The sequence below is a fragment of the Kitasatospora cinereorecta genome, from assembly GCF_024172095.1.
Lineage (GTDB): Bacteria > Actinomycetota > Actinomycetes > Streptomycetales > Streptomycetaceae > Kitasatospora > Kitasatospora cinereorecta.
The window spans coordinates 103,836-118,969 of the sequence record NZ_JAMZDX010000004.1; the positions used below are offsets into that span (position 1 = coordinate 103,836).

The following is a 15,134-nucleotide window of genomic DNA, read 5'->3' on the forward strand; positions in this document are numbered from 1 at the left end:
TTCCCGGGGTTGTCCGGCGCTGTCCGTCACGACGGTTCGGTCGGGCGGGCGGTGGTGTGGGCGGTGGTGTGGGCGGAGCTGGCGCGGGTCGGCCAGGAACGGAGCTTCTGCGGGTTGCGGACCGCCCAGATGCGCTTGATCCGGCCGTCCTCGACGTCGAAGGCGAAGACCGCCACGGTCACGCCGTCCAGGTGGGCGGTGAGGCCGGGCTGGGTGTTGACGGTGTGTTGCGAGACCGTCAGGCCGGGTACGCGGTCGAGGAGTTCGACCAGGTAGCGGGCGATCTGCTCGCTGCCCTCGACGGGGAGCAGCGCGGCGTTCACCAGCCCGCCGCCGTCGCCGATGGCCGTGGCGTCGGGGGCGAGCAGGCCGATGAGCGCCTCGATGTCCTGGGCTTCCCAGGCCCGTTGGAAGTCTCGGACGAGGCCGGCTCGTCGGCTTTCCGGGGTGGCGTTCGCTCGGGGGCCGTCGATCCGTCGCCGGGCCGAGGACGCCAACTGGCGGCAGGCGGCCGGGGTGCGGCCGACGATCTCCGCCACCTCGGCGAAGGGGTAGCGGAAGACGTCGTGCAGGACGAACGAGACGCGTTCGGCCGGGGTCATCGAGTCGAGGACGACGAGGAAGGCCATGGTGACCGACTCGTCGAGGGTCACCCGGTCGACCGGGTCGGCCGCCGTGCCGTCTCCCGGGTACGCGTCCAGCCACTCCGGCCGTCCGGGCAGCGGCTCGGGGAGCCACTGGCCCACGTAGCTCTCGCGTCGGACCCGGGCCGAGCGGAGCTGGTCGAGGCAGATCCGGCCGGCGACCTTCGTCAGCCAGGCCCCGGGGGACTCGACGGCGTCCTGCTGGTGCGGGGTCATGGCGTACCAGCGCGCGTAGGTCTCCTGCACGACATCCTCGGCGTCGGCCATCGAACCGAGGAGCCGGTACGCCACGCCGATCAGCTGACGCCGCTCGGCCATGATCGTGCCGAGGACCGGGTCGGTGTGGTCGGTTCCTGCTTCGGACGGGCTGTTCATGGTGCCGGACTCTCCTTCGTCGATCTCTCCGTGCCATCTGCTCTCATCCGTACGACGAGGCAACCCCTCGGAATGTGATGCGGGTGGCCGCCTGACATTCCGGCCTGCTGCCCCGTCGTCACCGGTGGAACGGACAACCACCATCGGCTGGAAGCGCGACCGGCCGCGCGTACGTCGCCGAGCTCGGACGGCTGCACGACGGCACCTCGCACCTGAACTACGCCCTCTACCACGACCGCTACCGGCGTACCCGGGACGGCTGGAGGTTCACCGAGCGGGTCTACGAGATCCGGTACGTCGACACCAGCCCGCTGCCCGGCTCGGCACCCCGCCGTTTGACCGGAACCGCCCGCAGCCAATAGTTTTGAACACGTTCAACTCCACTGAGGAGGGTGAGTGCAAGCGTTCCAGCCCGGCCGGACGGCCGGTCGCAGTCTGGCCTGCGCGATCGGTCGTTCGTTCTCCGTGACGACCCTCGTCGCGCTGCCCGTCGGCTACCTCGGGGTGTTCGAACTCACCCAGGACCTCCCGGGCGGGGACGTCGGGCTCCTGCTCCTCCTCGTGGCGCCGCTGCTGCTCCTCCCGTTCGCCATCGGCGCCCCCTCCTGGGCGGCCGACGGGTGGGCCGCCGTGCGCTGGACCGGGCGGGCCGCCGCCCACTACGCCGCCTACTACCTCACCCCGGTGGCACTGCTCGCCCCACTGCCCGCGCTCGCCGGTGGAGGGACGGTCTACGGCACGGGCCTCCCTGGTTCCCCGCTGGAGGAGTACCTCCAGATCGCCGGCATCACCGCCCTGCTGATCGGGGCCCCGGTCCTGGCCGCCCTGCTGATGGTGGCCCCATGGGCGTCGCGTGGCCGCAACGCCCGCCTCCCCCTCGCGCTGCTCGCGAACATCGTGCCCGCGTTCGTTCTCCTGGCGGGCGGGCTCCCCGCGGTGCTCGTCATCGCCGCGCACACCGTCTTCGCCTGCCGGGTCATCCGCCCGGCTGCGGCCCGGCAGCCCGCCGGGCCGACCCCTGCCGCGCAGCCGGGCGACCGTTCCGACCACGTCCGTCCCTGACCCGGCCCGCAGGCTGCGGCCGGCGGGCAGCCGGGGCCCGGGGCCCGCAAGACCTGAGCGACCAGGAGCGCCGGCGCGCCGGGCATGCGCCGGTGGGACGGCCTCGCACCGGCTGCGCCCTTGCCCTCCGCCCATCTGTCAGCCACGCTCGGATTCACGTCGGACTCGACACCCGGGGGCCCAGTGGACGACATCAACCGCCCGAACCGGCGAGGCGCCCTCGGCTGCTTCGTCCTTGCCGTCCTCGTCGTCGCTGCCGTCATCACCTTCCTGGTCTGGGCCTGGAACCAACCCGGCAGCGACACCCCCAGCTACTGGCACTGACCCCACGCACAGCCCACCCAGCCCGGAGCTCACAACCCGCGCTCGACGCCGATCCTCCCGTCGCGTTCGGCCTGCTCCAGGGCGGCGAAGTCGCGCTCGTTCTGGTCCGCGTACAGGGACGAGAACTCCGCGATCGCGTGGGAGAACTCCTTGTCGTCACCCAGATACGCGGCGATGGCGATGCTGTCCCCCGAGCGGGCATGGGCCCGGGCCAGGGTCCACCCGCACAGCTCGCCGTACCGGGCGAGTCCGCCGGGGACCATCTGCCCGATGTCGGCGGACCCCTTCCAGTCCGCCAACTGGCGGACGTAGAAGTCCCTGTGGCGGCCGTCGACACCCTCCACGGACTCCCAGCCCAGGAAGATGTCACTGGCCGCCTGCATGAGCCGCTGCCCCCGGACGACGCGCTCGCCTTCGTTCCCGTGGGTCGGGCCGTGCGGCAGGAACTCTGCCAGGACGGACGGCTGTGCCTCCTTGACCTGGAGGAACAGCGGATCGTCCGAGTCCCGCCCGGTCAGCAGGGCGATCCAGCAGCGGGTGCCCACGCTGCCCACCCCCACGACCTTGCGGGCCATGTCGACGAACTGGTAGCCCTCCAGCAGGACACCCCGGTCCGACGGCAGCGTGGCCTGGTAGCGGCGCAGCAGGTCGAGGATCATCGCCTGGAAAACGGCCCGCTCCTTCTCGGACAGCAGGTCGGCGATCGGCACGAGCAGCGGCGGATCCGCCACGATGCGGCGCCGGTCGCCGACCACCTCGGTGAGCTTGCCGAAGGCCCGCAGGCTGTCGCGGGCCTGTGCCTTCGCGATGGTCTTGTCCAGCTTCTTGCGGGCGGTCTTCTTCAGCTGCCCCGCCAGCAGTTCCGCGATGTCGTCGACGTCGGCCCGGGCGTACCAGACGTCGATCCGGCGCATGCCCGCGAAGTCGGCCATCGCCCGCTGGTATCCACGTACGGCGGCACGCTGGATCTTGGCGCGTTGCTTCGCGGTGAAGTCGTTCTCCCGGGCCGCGATCTCCAGGCTCGCCGCGAGCCGCTTGACGTCCCACTCCCACGGGCCCGGGAACGTCTCGTCGAAGTCGTTGACGTCGAACATCAGGCGGCGCTCGGGAGAGGCGAACAGGCCGAAGTTCGACAGGTGGGCGTCGCCGCACAGCTGTGCGTGCAAGCCTGAGGCGGGGGTGCGGGCCAGGTCCGCGGCCATCACGGCGGCGGCGCCGCGATAGAAGGTGAACGCGGACACCAGCATCCGGCCGTAGCGGATGGGCACGAGTTCCGCGACGCGTGAGTCGGCCTGACCCTCCAGGATCGCCACCGGGTCCGCGCGGTCCGGGCCGGTGTCGAACCCGGCGTGCGCGCCGAGCGGGACGGCCTTCCTGGCGGCCTCGCCCTTCGCCGCGCGTTCGGCGGGCGTCAGGTGGGCGGGGTGAGCGGGTGGAGTTGCCTTCGGCGGCCGGGGCCTGGCGGGCGCGGCACGCTTCGACCCGTGCTTCCGGGCGCTGCCGGCAGTGGACGGCGTGCTGGTCATCGCGGCGCCGGTTCGTACGGGGTGGCCGCGTTCCCGGCCCTGCTCATCGGATTCATCCGCTTCTCCTGGTGACGGGTACTCAGACGTCGCGACCTCGGACCTCGCAGCGCGTGCACCACCGCGCCGCGCCTCCATTAGACGGTGCGAGGGCCCGAGCAGCGGTCGACGGCGACGCAAAACGCGCTGCCCCTCACCGACTGGCCTAATGCGGAGGGTCGGGATCGTGGTGCGGGCCCCGCCGGGGACGGTGCCGAAAACTCGCTGCCCCGGTGCCTGTCGGGGCTGGTAGAAAGGGGCATGGACGACATGATCATCTCCCCGATCGACCGGCTGCTCGCGGAACGCGCCTGCGAGCGCATCATCGTGGACTTCGTCCACCGCCTGGACCTCGGCGACCCGGGTTCGGTGGCCGAGTTGTTCACGCCCGACGGTGCCTGGCACTGGCCCTTCGGGGACCGGCACGTCGAGGGGCGCGAGGCCCTGCGCGCCTACTTCGCCTCCCGCCCGGCCGACCGGCTGTCACGTCGTCTGATGACGAACATCCTGGTCACGGTCGAGAACGAGGCGACCGCGCGGGCCGTCTCGTACCTGACGACCTACCGGGTCGACGGCTACCCGGGCGGGATGGTCGAGCCCGTTCTCCCGGCGAACGTCGGTCACTACGAGGACATCTTCCGCAAGGTCGACGGCGTCTGGCTGCTCGCCAGCCGCACCGCCTTCCTCCCCTTCGGCGGCGACACCCGGCGACTCCCCTCCGCGCATGCCTCACCCGCCTCCTGACGCACTCCTGCGGCTCGGCGAACCGAAGGCCGCCGAGCCGCGGGAAGGCGGACAGGGCACCACGACACCGAGTCCGAGCTGGTCACGGCCCCGCCGTCCGGCCGGCGGACCCGGGAGCGTTGGTAGATTGGGCGGCGCAGTCCCCGGCCCAACCGCAGCCACCCCGGAGGGGAACCCATGTCACAGCCGTCCACGTCACCGTCGGTCGGGCCGGAGCAGGCAGCGGATCTCGCGGCCGCCCGCGCCGCCTACGAGGACCTCCGCGCGAGCGGCCTCAAGCTCGACCTCACCCGGGGCAAGCCCTCGTCCGAGCAGCTGGACCTCTCGGACGCCCTCCTGACGATCCTCCAGCCGGGCGACGTCAAGTCGGCGGACGGCACCGACTGCCGCAACTACGGCGGCCTCCAGGGCCTCGCCGAGCTGCGCGCGGTCTTCGCCGAGCCGCTGCAGGTCCCGGCCGAGCAACTGTTCGCCTGCGGCAACGCCAGCCTCACCGTGATGCACGACATGGTCGCGCACGCCATGCTCTCGGTGCTCCCGGGCGCCGAGCAGCGCTGGGCGGACGTGGACGGGATCCGCTTCCTGTGCCCCGTGCCCGGCTACGACCGGCACTTCACGATCTGCGACCGCTTCGGCATCACCATGGTGCCCGTCCCGCTGACCGGCGAGGGCCCCGACATGGACGTCGTCGAGGAACTCGTCGCCGCCGACCCGCGGATCAAGGGCATGTGGTGCGTGCCCAAGTACAGCAACCCGACCGGCGAGAGCTACAGCGACGAGACGGTGCGCCGCCTCGCCGCGATGCCCACGGCCGCCCCCGACTTCCGCCTGTTCTGGGACAACGCGTACGCCGTCCACCACCTCACCGCCGAGCCCACCGAGATCCTGCCGATCCTTACCGCCTGCGCCGACGCCGGCCACCCGGACCGCGCCTTTGTCTTCGGCTCCACCTCGAAGATCACCGCGGCCGGCGCCGGCGTGGCCTTCTTCGGCTCCTCCCCCGCCAACATGGCCTGGTACGCGCGCCTGGCCGCCGCGCAGACCATCGGCCCGGACAAGCTGAACCAGCTGCGCCACGCCCGCTTCTTCAAGGACGCCGCCGCGGTCGAGAGCCACATGGAGCACCACCGGGCCCTGCTGGAGCCGCGCTTCGCCGCCGTGTACGAGGTGCTGGAGCGCGAACTCGGCTCCATCGCCACCTGGACGCGTCCGAGCGGCGGCTACTTCGTCAGCCTGGAGGTCCCGGAGGGCTGCGCGTCCGAGGTCGTGCGGCTGGCCAAGGAGGCCGGCATCGCGCTCACCCCGGCGGGCGCCGCCTTCCCCGGCGGCCGCGACCCGCGCGACAGCCAGATCCGGCTCGCCCCGTCCTTCCCGTCGGTCGACGAGGTCCGCGCGGCCATGGAGGGCGTGGCCGTCTGCGTCCGCCTCGCCGCCGCCGAGCGCGCCGCCGCCTGACCCGAGCCGGTCCCGCCGGGGACGCCGGGAACCGCGCCCCTCGGACGCGGGCCGCCGTACGGACCAGGGGTCGTCCCTGATCGTGCGGTGACCCGCGTCCGGACGGCGGGAGTGTCCCGACTCCGGGGACGTCCGCAGGCGCCGGCGCCGAGCCCGTCAGATGCGGGCCTTCGGATCGCCACCTCGTCGGGGCCGGCCGGGTACGGACGCCGGCCCGCTAGTCGTGGAACGTCCAGGTCTGGTTCTGCACCCCGGTGCAGTGCCACAGCTGCACCTTGGCGCCGTCGGTGCCGATGGTGACGGTGTCGCCGTCGAGGCACTGGTTACCGTCGAGGTTCCTCAGGCTGCCGACGCCGCCGCCGTCCCAGAGCCAGACCTGATTGCTCCCGCCGTTGCAGCTCCGCAGCTGCGCCTTGGCGCCGTCGGTGCCGATCGCCGCGCTGTCGCCTTCGAGGCACTGGAGTTTGACGCTGTTCTGGATGTTGTACCGGCCCTCGGGCTGACCGGCCACCTGCGACCAGTACCAGACCTGGTTCTCGGCGCCGGTGCAGTGCCACAGCTGCACTTTGGCCGGGTTGTTGCCGAGCGTGACGGTGTCGCCGTCGAGGCACTGCCCGCCGAGATTGTTGGTGAACAGCCTGGCGCGGTAGACGATACGTTTGCCGTTCACCTCGCGGCGGGCGTGCGAGCCGACTCCCGGGATCTGGGAGAGCGACGTCACGTCCACCACCTGCACATCCACCTCCGGAAACACCATCGCCGGGTGGACATCCGGTGCCGCGCCGGTCGCCTGCGCGGTTGCGGGAGTGAGAGTCAGGGCGAGAGCGCCCATCGCGGCGGTGACACCGAGCCCGATCCGCATCTTTCGCGCCGAGTTCCGAGTGAGCATGAGACCTTCCTGTTCGCCTGGCAGTTGACCTGCGGATCATCGGAATCCGCAGTAAGTCCGTATAAGGACTATGCCAAGCTGACAGGGCCTCCCGACCCGCTGCAATCCCGACCAGCCATTGGAGGAGGCGTCGGAGAAGACGACGCGTCCGGGCTGCCGGGAGCCACGAGGACGGGAACCGCCACCGAGTCGAGTGGGCGGCGCGCCCTCGGCGCGCCGGTGTTCGCCGCCCGGCCGACCACCCAGGAGACTGAACACTGTGACTGACAAGCGCGAGACCCTGGACTACCAGACATTCGGTCGGGCGGTGCGCGAACTCGCGCAGACGATCGCCGACGACGGGTACGAGCCCGATCTCATCCTGAGCATCGCCCGTGGCGGCGTCTTCGTGGCCGGCGGCCTGGCGTACGCGCTGGACTGCAAGAACATCCACCTCGTGAATGTCGAGTTCTACACAGGTGTGAACTCCACCCTCGAAATGCCGGTCATGCTGGCGCCCGTCCCCCAGGCGATCGACTTCTCCGCCAAGAAGGTCCTGATCGCCGACGACGTCGCCGACACGGGCAAGACACTGGAGCTGGTGCACACCTTCTGCCTCAGCCACGTCGCCGAGGTGCGCTCCGCCGTCATCTACGAGAAGTCGCACTCCCTCGTGAAGTGCGAGTACGTGTGGAAGCGGACCGACGACTGGATCAACTTCCCGTGGTCGACGGAACCGCCGGTCGTCAGGCGCGGCAACCAGGTCCTGGACGCCTGACAAATCCCGCCGCGGCCGGCCGCGCGACTTCCGCAAGGCCCTGCCCCCTCACACCCGGAGGCCCACCGGCGAGGCCAGGGCGGCGGTGAGCTCGACCTTCAAGACGCGGCCGCTGCTTCGAAACCGGTCGCGGCGACCGTCACCTCCGTGGAACGATCCGGGGCATGCGCCTGACCACTGACGGAGTCACCCCGGTCCCGCGGCTCGTGATGGTCAATAACCTCGGAAAGGACGACGGCTACTTCTGCGAGCTGACCAGCCCGCTGTTCCTCGCACCGGGCGACCGGATCCTGTTCGACGGCATGAAGATGGACGTCACAGTGACACGAGCAAGCGGCGAGACCTTCGCTCCGACCGGAACCTGGGGCGTTCGCTGCAGCTACGGCCACCCGCGACTCTGAGACCCGGGCACGCGCCCGATCAGTGAGGAGGGTTCGGGCGCTGCGCTGTCCGGGTCGGAACGAGCACCCCTTGAGCCACTGCCTTCAGGCCGCACCTTGAGGATCGTGGGCGGCTGGGCTAGCGTTCGGGGACCTTGCCAGCACGGGTATCTTCAGGAAGTCCACATGCCTCGCCGGACACCGGGCGAGATCAGGTCCCAGCTCCCACTTCGGGACAGCAGGCACGACAGACGAACCGTCATACCGGGGCTTTCTGCCTCGGCAAACCGACAGATCGCCACATTCGAGCGCGAACGAGGCTTGCCGCAGGGCGATGTCGCACTCGCCTTCCGGCGCTGGGCTCTGAGAGCCGGCCGGCCCCGCAGTGCTGAAGAGTGGCATTACGGGTGCACAGACGTCCCGACCGGGCATATCCGCACGCTGCTCGAAGTGGCCGCCTGGAACCTGCGATCCCGGGCTCGACGCCAACTACGGGCCGCGCTGGCTCCGGTCGACGCCCGTATCCTCAGCAGAACAGTCAACGACCCGTTCGCTCCACAACACCTGCCGTGGTGGCAACGACGCATCGAGATCTGAGGCGCCAAGGTAGCAGGGGTCCGGGCGGCCGATGGTCGGCCAAGCAGCCGAAGGGCACCGCGGCATTGGGGCCGCCAGGCCGGACCCCCAACCGCCCACGGCCGTCCGGGCTCCGGACCCGACCGCCGAACGGCAGCGGGGCCTCTTCGCACGGCCGTGGACGCACAGAGCGACCCCCAAGTACGACTGGACGAGGCCCGCTGACCGGGTACCCGACCTCCCAGGTGGAGAGCTGGCTCGGCCATCGGCCAGCCCCCGGCGACCTGATGTACGGCCCCGCCGGCGACGTGGTCGCCTCCGACCCCGGGCGCGCCTCTTGCAGTACGAGGCCCGGTCAGACCGAGGAATGGTGCAGCTTGAACGGCGAACCGTCGGAGCTGGGCGACCAGCCCTGTGTCCGCGCGGCCCGGATGCCCGAGGCGACTTCGCGCGGCAGGACGACCTCGGTCGGCACCATGCTCGGTTCGAGGACGACCGGCCGACCGGTCTCCACGACGAGCGTCGTTCCGGGACGAGCCGCGTCCTCCACCATGTACGCCAAGGTGCTGAGGTCGTAGTCGCAGCACCAGTGCTTCCTGCTCAGTCGCCAGCGGTACTCGACGCCGTCGACGACTATGCGGCGGGAACCCTTCTTCGCCAGTGCCACTCTCTGCCCTTCAGACTCGACAACTCGTAGCGGTGTGCCGCCAGTCTCCCTGTACGGCACACGCTTGTCACCGGACTTCGCCGCGAGGGCGGCGACGACCACGACGTCACGGTGACGCGCTCGTCGCGGGCGGCGGCTGCACGGGAAGTCGCTTGGCGGACGGCGACGGCCCCTGCTACGTTTCCGGAGGCCGTGCGAGAGAACGAGGAGGTGGTACCCGTGAACGCAGTTTCGACATGGGTGCTCCCCTCCGGGGTCACGGTCGGGCGATAGGTCGTCCGGGAGCGCCGTTCACGAGCACTCCCGAAAGGCGCGACCGTGCACTTCACTTCCGAACAGCACCTCGACGACGGCGTCGTCGAGCGCGAATTCGTCCTCGGCGAGATCCCCGGCACCCTCTGGACGCCCGGATCCGCCCCGGCCCCGCTGGTCCTGATGGCCCACAACAACGGCCTGCCCAGGCGCGAGCCGCGGCTGGTGGCCCGGGCCCGGTACACCGCGGCGCGCGGCTACGCGGTGGCCACCATCGACGCCGCCGGGTGCGGTGACCGGCCCCGGTCCGCCGCCGACGATCGGGCCCGCGCCGATCTCCGTCGGGCCATGCAGGCCGGCGAGCCGGTCGATGAGATCTTCGAGTCCTTCGTCGGCCCGCTGGTCGAGAAGGCCGTCCCGGAGTGGCGGACCACCCTGGACGCGCTTCTCGCACTTCCCGAGGTCGACGGCCCGGTCGGGTACTCGGGCTGGACCGCCCTCGGCATCCACTTGGCGGTGACCGAACCGCGCATCGCCGCCGCAGGCTTCTTCGCCGGGGGCTACGTGCCCCGCGCCCAGCGCGAGGAGGCCCGGCAGGTCACCGTTCCGCTGCTGTTCCTGCTGCAGTGGGACGACGAGGGCAACCCGCGGCAGCGGGCCCTGGACCTGTTCGACGCCTTCGGCACCAAGGAGAAGACGCTCCACGCCAACCTAGGCGGTCACACCGGCACCCCGTGGTTCGAACTGGAGGACGGCGGCCGGTTCTACGACCGGCACCTGAGGTGAGTCCGGACCGTCGGGCCCTCACCGGACGGTAGGTGACGCGGGCCGGGACGCCGTCCGCCGAGGACAGCTCCCGGCTCGCTGCGTCGGCCCGGTGGATCGTACGGGCGCTTGTTCTTGAATGATCACTCATGTATGTTCTTCCCATGCCACGACCGCGGGAGTTCGAGCCGGAGCAGGTCCTGGACGCTGCCATGCGGCGCTTCTGGGAGCGCGGCTACCGGGCCACGTCCATCGAGGACCTGGTGAAGGCGACGGGGGTCAAGCCGGGGAGCATCTACAGCGCCTTCCCCGGCGGCAAGCGCGCCCTGTTCCTGAAGTCGCTCGAGCGCTACTCCAAGCTCGTCGTCCCGCAGAAGCTCGGCGAGCTGGACTCCCCCGGCGCCTCGGTGGCGGAGGTCCGCGGCTACTTCGACGGGCTGGTCCGCGACCTGCTGAGCCCCGAGGGCCGCCAGGGCTGTCTGCTCGTCAACACGGCGATCGAGAACGCCGCCGAGGACGACGAGGCCGCCGCGGTGGTGCGCGGCCACCTGGCCCGACTCGAGCACTGCATGACCCGGGCGCTGGCGACCGCAGCGCGGCGTGGCGAGGTACGGGCCGATCTGGACGCGGCCGGCGCCGCCCGGCTGCTGGTCGCCACCGCCCAGGGACTGATGGTCGTGGGGAAGGCCAACCCGGACCAAGCGGTCCTGCGGGCGATCGTCGACAACGCCTTCGTCGGCCTGACCTGAGCCCCGCCGCACCCGCGGCTCGCCGCCACACTCCGTGGCGGCCCTTTTTTCGGCCCCATAGTTGAATGCCCACTCAAGAATAATCAAGAACGGAGTAGCGCCATGCGCGCCATCGTCATCTCGTCCTACGGCGGCCCCGAGGTCCTCACCGCCACCGAGCTCCCCGACCCGAGCCCCGCCGACGGCGACGTGCTCGTCCGCGTCCGGGCGTTCGGCCTCAACCATGCCGAGACGTACATGCGCAGCGGAGCCTGGGGCGAGGTCGCTCCGGTCACCGGGATCGAGTGCGCCGGCACCGTCGCCCACGACCCGAGCGGCCGGCTCGCCGAGGGAACGGCCGTCGTCGCCCTTCTCGGCGGCATGGGCCGGACCCGCAACGGCAGTTACGCCGAACTGGTCACCGTCCCCGCGGGCAACGTGGTGCCGGTGCACACGTCGCTGCCCTGGCCCGACCTGGCCGCCGTCCCCGAGGTCTACGCCACCGCGTGGAGCGCCCTGCACGGCAACCTCGCCCTACGGCCGGGAGAAACGGTGCTGGTGCGCGGGGCGACGTCCGCGCTGGGCCAGGCCGCCGTCAGCCTTGCCCGCGACCACGGCGCGACGGTGGTGGCCACCACCCGTGACGCGGGGCGGGCCGGGCTCCTGCGCGAGATCGGCGCCTCGCACGTCCTGGTCGACGACGGACAGCTGGCCCCGCAGGTACGGTCCCGCGGGATCGAGGTCGACGCGGTGCTGGACATCGTGGGCAACAGCGTGCTGCGTGACTCCCTGGCCGCGGTGCGGCCGCGCGGGCGGGTCTGCCAGCTCGGCTTCCTCGGCGGCCTCGCCCCCGTCCAGGACTTCGCGCCGCTCGCCGACCTGCCCAGCGGCGTCCAACTCAGCTTCTTCGGCAGTGCGTTCGTCCTGGGTACGCCGGAATTCCCGCTCTCCGCCGTGCCGTTCGACGCCATCCTCGCCAAGGTGGCGGACGGCACCCACCGGGCCCGCCCCGTCCGGGTGTTCGGTTTCGACGAGATCGTCGAGGCCCACCGGGTGATGGCGTCCGGGACGGCCCTGGGCAAGCTGGTCGTCACCCTCGACTGACCGACGCCCCCGGACCGGCCGAACCGGCCGTCCGAGCCCGGCGCGGCGACGACACCCGCCCCGCCGGGCCGGCCGTGACACCGCGACCGGCCGAACCACCACGAATCCGTCATTTTCGACACATCGTCACATACCTTGCGAGCGGCAGCCGCGACGGAACAGTCGCGGGCTTTCCTCTAGGAGGCAAGGACACCGTGCAGAAGATCACCCGTCTCGCCGTCGCCGTCGCGACCGCCCTCGCGACGGCGGCCGTGTGCGCCCCGGTCGCGTCCGCGGCGCACGGCGGCGCAGGCCGTCCCCACGGCGGGAACCACGCCGTGTTCGTCCAGAACGACAACCCGGCGGGCAACCAGGTCATCGCCTACCGCCGCGCGGACGACGGGCACCTGACCCAGGCCGCCACCTACGACACCCACGGCCTCGGCGGCGTCCTCGACGGCTCGGTCGCTGACCACCTCGCCTCCCAGGGCTCCCTCACCTACGACCCGCGCCACGCCCTGCTGTACGCGGTGAACGCCGGGAGCGACACCGTCTCCGTCTTCGCCGTGGACGGCGACCGGCTCGCACTGCGGCAGGTGGTCGGCTCGGGCGGCCGCTTCCCGGTCAGCGTCGCCGTCCACGACGACGTGGTGTACGTGCTCAACGCCCTGGACGGCGGCTCCGTCCAGGGCTACACCGTCCACGGGGGCCGCCTGCACGAGGAGGCGGACTGGAACCGCTGCCTGGGACTCGACCCGAACGCCACCCCCCAGTTCACCAACACCCCGGGACAGGTCGGCTTCACCGGCGAGGGCTCCCAGCTCGTGGTCACCACCAAGGCGAACGGCAGCAGCCTGCTGGTGTTCGGCCTCGACCGCTCCGGCGCCCCGGCCGACACCCCCGTCACCACGCAGCTGCCCGGGGCCGTCCCGTTCGCGTTCGTCCCCAACGGCCGACGCGGGCTGTTCCTCGCCGAGGCGGGCACGAACGCCGTGGCGACCGTCACCGTCAACCGCGACGGCACAGTCACGCAGGAAGCCTCCGCGGCCACCGGCCAGGCGGCCACCTGCTGGATCGTCGCCGTCCGCGACCTGCTCTACACCTCCAACGCCGGCAGCTCGACCCTCACCGGCTTCCGCACCGCCGACCACGGCCGCAGCCTGACCGCCCTCGGCAACACCCCCACCGACCCGGGCACCGTCGACGCCGCCGTCTCCTCCGACGGGCACTACCTGTACGCCCAGACCGGCGTCCACGGCATCCTCGACGAGTTCGCGATCAACGACGACGGCTCCCTCACCGCCCTCGGCTCGCAGACCGTCCCGAACGGCGTCGGCGGCGAGGGCATCGTCGCCTTCTGACCCGCGAGGCGCTTCACCGCGAGTAGCCCTGCGAAGCTCTGCGAGGCTCACCCTGTCGGCGGCACCGCCGCCGGCAGGGTGCGCAGCTGCCGGTCGTAGTCGGCCAGCAGCTGCGCGAGCTGGTGCAGCGACTCGGTGGGGACGTCGTCGGGCGCGGTGTCGACCATGTAACGGGCGGCGGCGACCAGCGCGGCCAGCTCGTAGGCGTGGAGGGTGACACGCAGGACGGCGGGCCGCACGCGCTCCAGCTCCATCAGCCGGCCTTCGAGCGGACGTAGTCCGTGACCTGGGCGAGTTCGGCGGCGAACTGGTCGTAGTCCTCCTGCATGCCGTTGATGTAGGCGCTCCAGCCGAGGCTGGCCTTGGCGTAGTGGACGGCCTCCTGGATCTCCTCGTCGGTGGCGCCGAAGAGCTTGGCGGCCTCGGTGTGGAACAGGCTGCAGTACTTGCACTTGGTCTCGGCGTGCAGCCCGACCCCGATCAGCTCCTTGTACTTGTTCGGAATGAGCGTCTCACCGAGTTCGATGCGCTTGAAGATCTCCCACTCCGGGCCGAGCAGCTCGGTGGGAATGGCACTGAAGAAGTGCGGGACCAGGCCCAGGGTCTCCTTGATGTCGGCCTCGATCTCGCCGCGGTTCACCGGAGCAGCCATGGCGGCATCCTCCTCGTCGGCCGTCACACCCGGCTCGACCCCGCCCGCGCCGGCCGCGCGGGCTGCCGAGGGCCGAACGCTCCCAGCACCCGCACGCAGGCATCCACCGCACCGGTGGGCACCGGCCATCGGCCCGCCCTGGAGGCTGCGGGGGTGATGGCGGCATGAGGCCGTACCTCCAACCTAGCCGCCCTGGCCGCCGCATTTCCAGCCTGCGCGGTCGACGAGATGGTGATCTTCCGCCTCGCCGACGGTAGGATCGCCGAAGCCTGGGAGGTCTACGACGAGACAGGCATGTGGCGACAACTCGACACCACACCACCCGCCTGCCTCGGACCGGCACCGTCGACCCCGGCAGTTCCCTCCCCCGCCGTCATGCCGGCACCACCGTCCCGGACCAGCCCGGCTCGGAGGATGTTCAGTCGATACAGAACTCGTTTCCCTCGATGTCCAGCATCGGGATGCACGACTCGTTCTCCTCATCGGCGTACAGCGTTCGCACGTGGGTCGCACCGAGCGCGACCAGTCGTGCGCACTCGGCTTCGAGCGCGGCGAGGCGCTCGTCGCCCACCAGCCCGGTGCCGGCCCGAACGTCGAGATGCACCCGGTTCTTGACGACCTTGCCTTCAGGAACTCGTTGGAAGTACAGGCGCGGGCCCACTCCAGAGGGATCGCTGCAGGCGGACCACGATCCCCGCTTCTCAGGAGGCAGGGTGCGGTTGAAATCGTCCCAGGTCGTGAACCCCTCCGGCGGCGGCGGCATGACGTACCCCAACACTTCGCACCAGAAGCGGGCCAGGCGCTCAGGTTCTGCGCAGTCAAAGGTGACTTGAAACTTCTTGATTGCCGACATCGGCG

18 protein-coding genes are annotated in these 15,134 nt (G+C 71.2%); 11 read left to right on the forward strand and 7 right to left on the reverse strand.

Annotation, left to right across the window (positions count from 1 at the left end; all coding sequences use genetic code 11):
* Positions 1-26 precede the first annotated feature (26 nt).
* Entirely contained in the window at positions 27-1,019 is a 993-nt protein-coding gene (gene sigJ / locus FHR36_RS20460) for an RNA polymerase sigma factor SigJ (RefSeq protein WP_253799599.1), read from the reverse strand.
* A 107-nt stretch (positions 1,020-1,126) separates the two neighbouring features.
* Between sigJ and FHR36_RS39440 the strand changes: the two genes are divergently transcribed.
* The 3 genes from FHR36_RS39440 to FHR36_RS20475 all read left to right on the forward strand — a co-directional run bounded on the left by FHR36_RS39440 (position 1,127) and on the right by FHR36_RS20475 (position 2,405).
* Positions 1,127-1,381, forward strand: coding sequence for a nuclear transport factor 2 family protein (locus FHR36_RS39440; protein WP_301330554.1), 255 nt, complete (start codon positions 1,127-1,129; stop codon positions 1,379-1,381).
* A 34-nt stretch (positions 1,382-1,415) separates the two neighbouring features.
* On the forward strand, positions 1,416-2,081 hold the full coding sequence (locus FHR36_RS20470) for a hypothetical protein (RefSeq protein ID WP_253799600.1): 666 nt from the start codon (positions 1,416-1,418) through the stop codon (positions 2,079-2,081).
* A 183-nt stretch (positions 2,082-2,264) separates the two neighbouring features.
* The gene (locus FHR36_RS20475; protein ID WP_253799601.1) at positions 2,265-2,405 is read left to right on the forward strand and encodes a hypothetical protein; all 141 of its coding nucleotides are present in this window, start codon (positions 2,265-2,267) and stop codon (positions 2,403-2,405) included.
* A 29-nt stretch (positions 2,406-2,434) separates the two neighbouring features.
* Here the strand turns inward: FHR36_RS20475 and FHR36_RS20480 are convergent, their stop codons facing one another.
* Positions 2,435-3,931: a DUF2252 domain-containing protein gene (locus FHR36_RS20480; protein ID WP_253799602.1), complete on the reverse strand. Its 1,497-nt coding sequence runs from the start codon at positions 3,929-3,931 to the stop codon at positions 2,435-2,437.
* Positions 3,932-4,228: 297 nt separating this feature from the next.
* Between FHR36_RS20480 and FHR36_RS20485 the strand changes: the two genes are divergently transcribed.
* Complete coding sequence (locus tag FHR36_RS20485; RefSeq protein ID WP_253799603.1) at positions 4,229-4,711, forward strand: nuclear transport factor 2 family protein; 483 nt, start codon at positions 4,229-4,231, stop codon at positions 4,709-4,711.
* Positions 4,712-4,888: 177 nt separating this feature from the next.
* Complete coding sequence (locus tag FHR36_RS20490; RefSeq protein ID WP_253799604.1) at positions 4,889-6,166, forward strand: aspartate aminotransferase type Ic; 1,278 nt, start codon at positions 4,889-4,891, stop codon at positions 6,164-6,166.
* Positions 6,167-6,383: 217 nt separating this feature from the next.
* Here FHR36_RS20490 and FHR36_RS20495 read toward each other — a convergent pair whose 3' ends face one another.
* Positions 6,384-7,055 carry an RICIN domain-containing protein gene (locus tag FHR36_RS20495; protein ID WP_253799605.1) on the reverse strand — a complete coding sequence of 224 codons (672 nt, stop codon included), beginning with the start codon at positions 7,053-7,055 and terminating at the stop codon, positions 6,384-6,386.
* A gap of 259 nt (positions 7,056-7,314) precedes the next feature.
* Between FHR36_RS20495 and FHR36_RS20500 the strand changes: the two genes are divergently transcribed.
* Both FHR36_RS20500 and FHR36_RS20505 read left to right on the forward strand, forming a co-directional pair.
* Positions 7,315-7,812 (forward strand): phosphoribosyltransferase, encoded by a 498-nt coding sequence (locus FHR36_RS20500; RefSeq protein ID WP_253799606.1) that lies wholly within the window; start codon positions 7,315-7,317, stop codon positions 7,810-7,812.
* Between the two features lie 164 nt (positions 7,813-7,976).
* Positions 7,977-8,213 (forward strand): hypothetical protein, encoded by a 237-nt coding sequence (locus FHR36_RS20505; RefSeq protein ID WP_253799607.1) that lies wholly within the window; start codon positions 7,977-7,979, stop codon positions 8,211-8,213.
* 910 nt (positions 8,214-9,123) lie between these two features.
* On the opposite strand, the gene FHR36_RS20510 is transcribed toward FHR36_RS20505, so the two are convergent.
* Positions 9,124-9,537 carry a hypothetical protein gene (locus FHR36_RS20510; RefSeq protein WP_253799608.1) on the reverse strand — a complete coding sequence of 138 codons (414 nt, stop codon included), beginning with the start codon at positions 9,535-9,537 and terminating at the stop codon, positions 9,124-9,126.
* A gap of 216 nt (positions 9,538-9,753) precedes the next feature.
* On the opposite strand from FHR36_RS20510, the gene FHR36_RS20515 reads away from it, so the two are divergent.
* The 4 genes from FHR36_RS20515 (at position 9,754) to FHR36_RS20530 (ending at position 13,624) form a co-directional block, all read left to right on the forward strand.
* On the forward strand, positions 9,754-10,473 hold the full coding sequence (locus FHR36_RS20515; RefSeq protein WP_253799609.1) for a dienelactone hydrolase family protein: 720 nt from the start codon (positions 9,754-9,756) through the stop codon (positions 10,471-10,473).
* 143 nt (positions 10,474-10,616) lie between these two features.
* The gene (locus tag FHR36_RS20520) at positions 10,617-11,201 is read left to right on the forward strand and encodes a TetR/AcrR family transcriptional regulator (protein ID WP_253799610.1); all 585 of its coding nucleotides are present in this window, start codon (positions 10,617-10,619) and stop codon (positions 11,199-11,201) included.
* Positions 11,202-11,303: 102 nt separating this feature from the next.
* Positions 11,304-12,284, forward strand: a complete 981-nt coding sequence (locus FHR36_RS20525) for a zinc-binding dehydrogenase (RefSeq protein ID WP_253799611.1) — start codon at positions 11,304-11,306, stop codon at positions 12,282-12,284.
* Between the two features lie 194 nt (positions 12,285-12,478).
* Positions 12,479-13,624, forward strand: coding sequence for a lactonase family protein (locus FHR36_RS20530; RefSeq protein WP_253799612.1), 1,146 nt, complete (start codon positions 12,479-12,481; stop codon positions 13,622-13,624).
* A gap of 47 nt (positions 13,625-13,671) precedes the next feature.
* On the opposite strand, the gene FHR36_RS20535 is transcribed toward FHR36_RS20530, so the two are convergent.
* The 3 genes from FHR36_RS20535 to FHR36_RS20545 form a co-directional block, all read right to left on the reverse strand.
* Positions 13,672-13,878, reverse strand: a complete 207-nt coding sequence (locus tag FHR36_RS20535) for a hypothetical protein (protein WP_253799613.1) — start codon at positions 13,876-13,878, stop codon at positions 13,672-13,674.
* A complete protein-coding gene (locus tag FHR36_RS20540; RefSeq protein ID WP_253799614.1) occupies positions 13,878-14,276 on the reverse strand; it encodes a carboxymuconolactone decarboxylase family protein in 399 nt (132 codons plus the stop codon). Before FHR36_RS20540 ends, FHR36_RS20535 begins: the two co-directional genes overlap by 1 nt.
* Positions 14,277-14,694: 418 nt before the next feature.
* Complete coding sequence (locus FHR36_RS20545) at positions 14,695-15,129, reverse strand: VOC family protein (protein WP_253799615.1); 435 nt, start codon at positions 15,127-15,129, stop codon at positions 14,695-14,697.
* Positions 15,130-15,134: the final 5 nt, after the last annotated feature.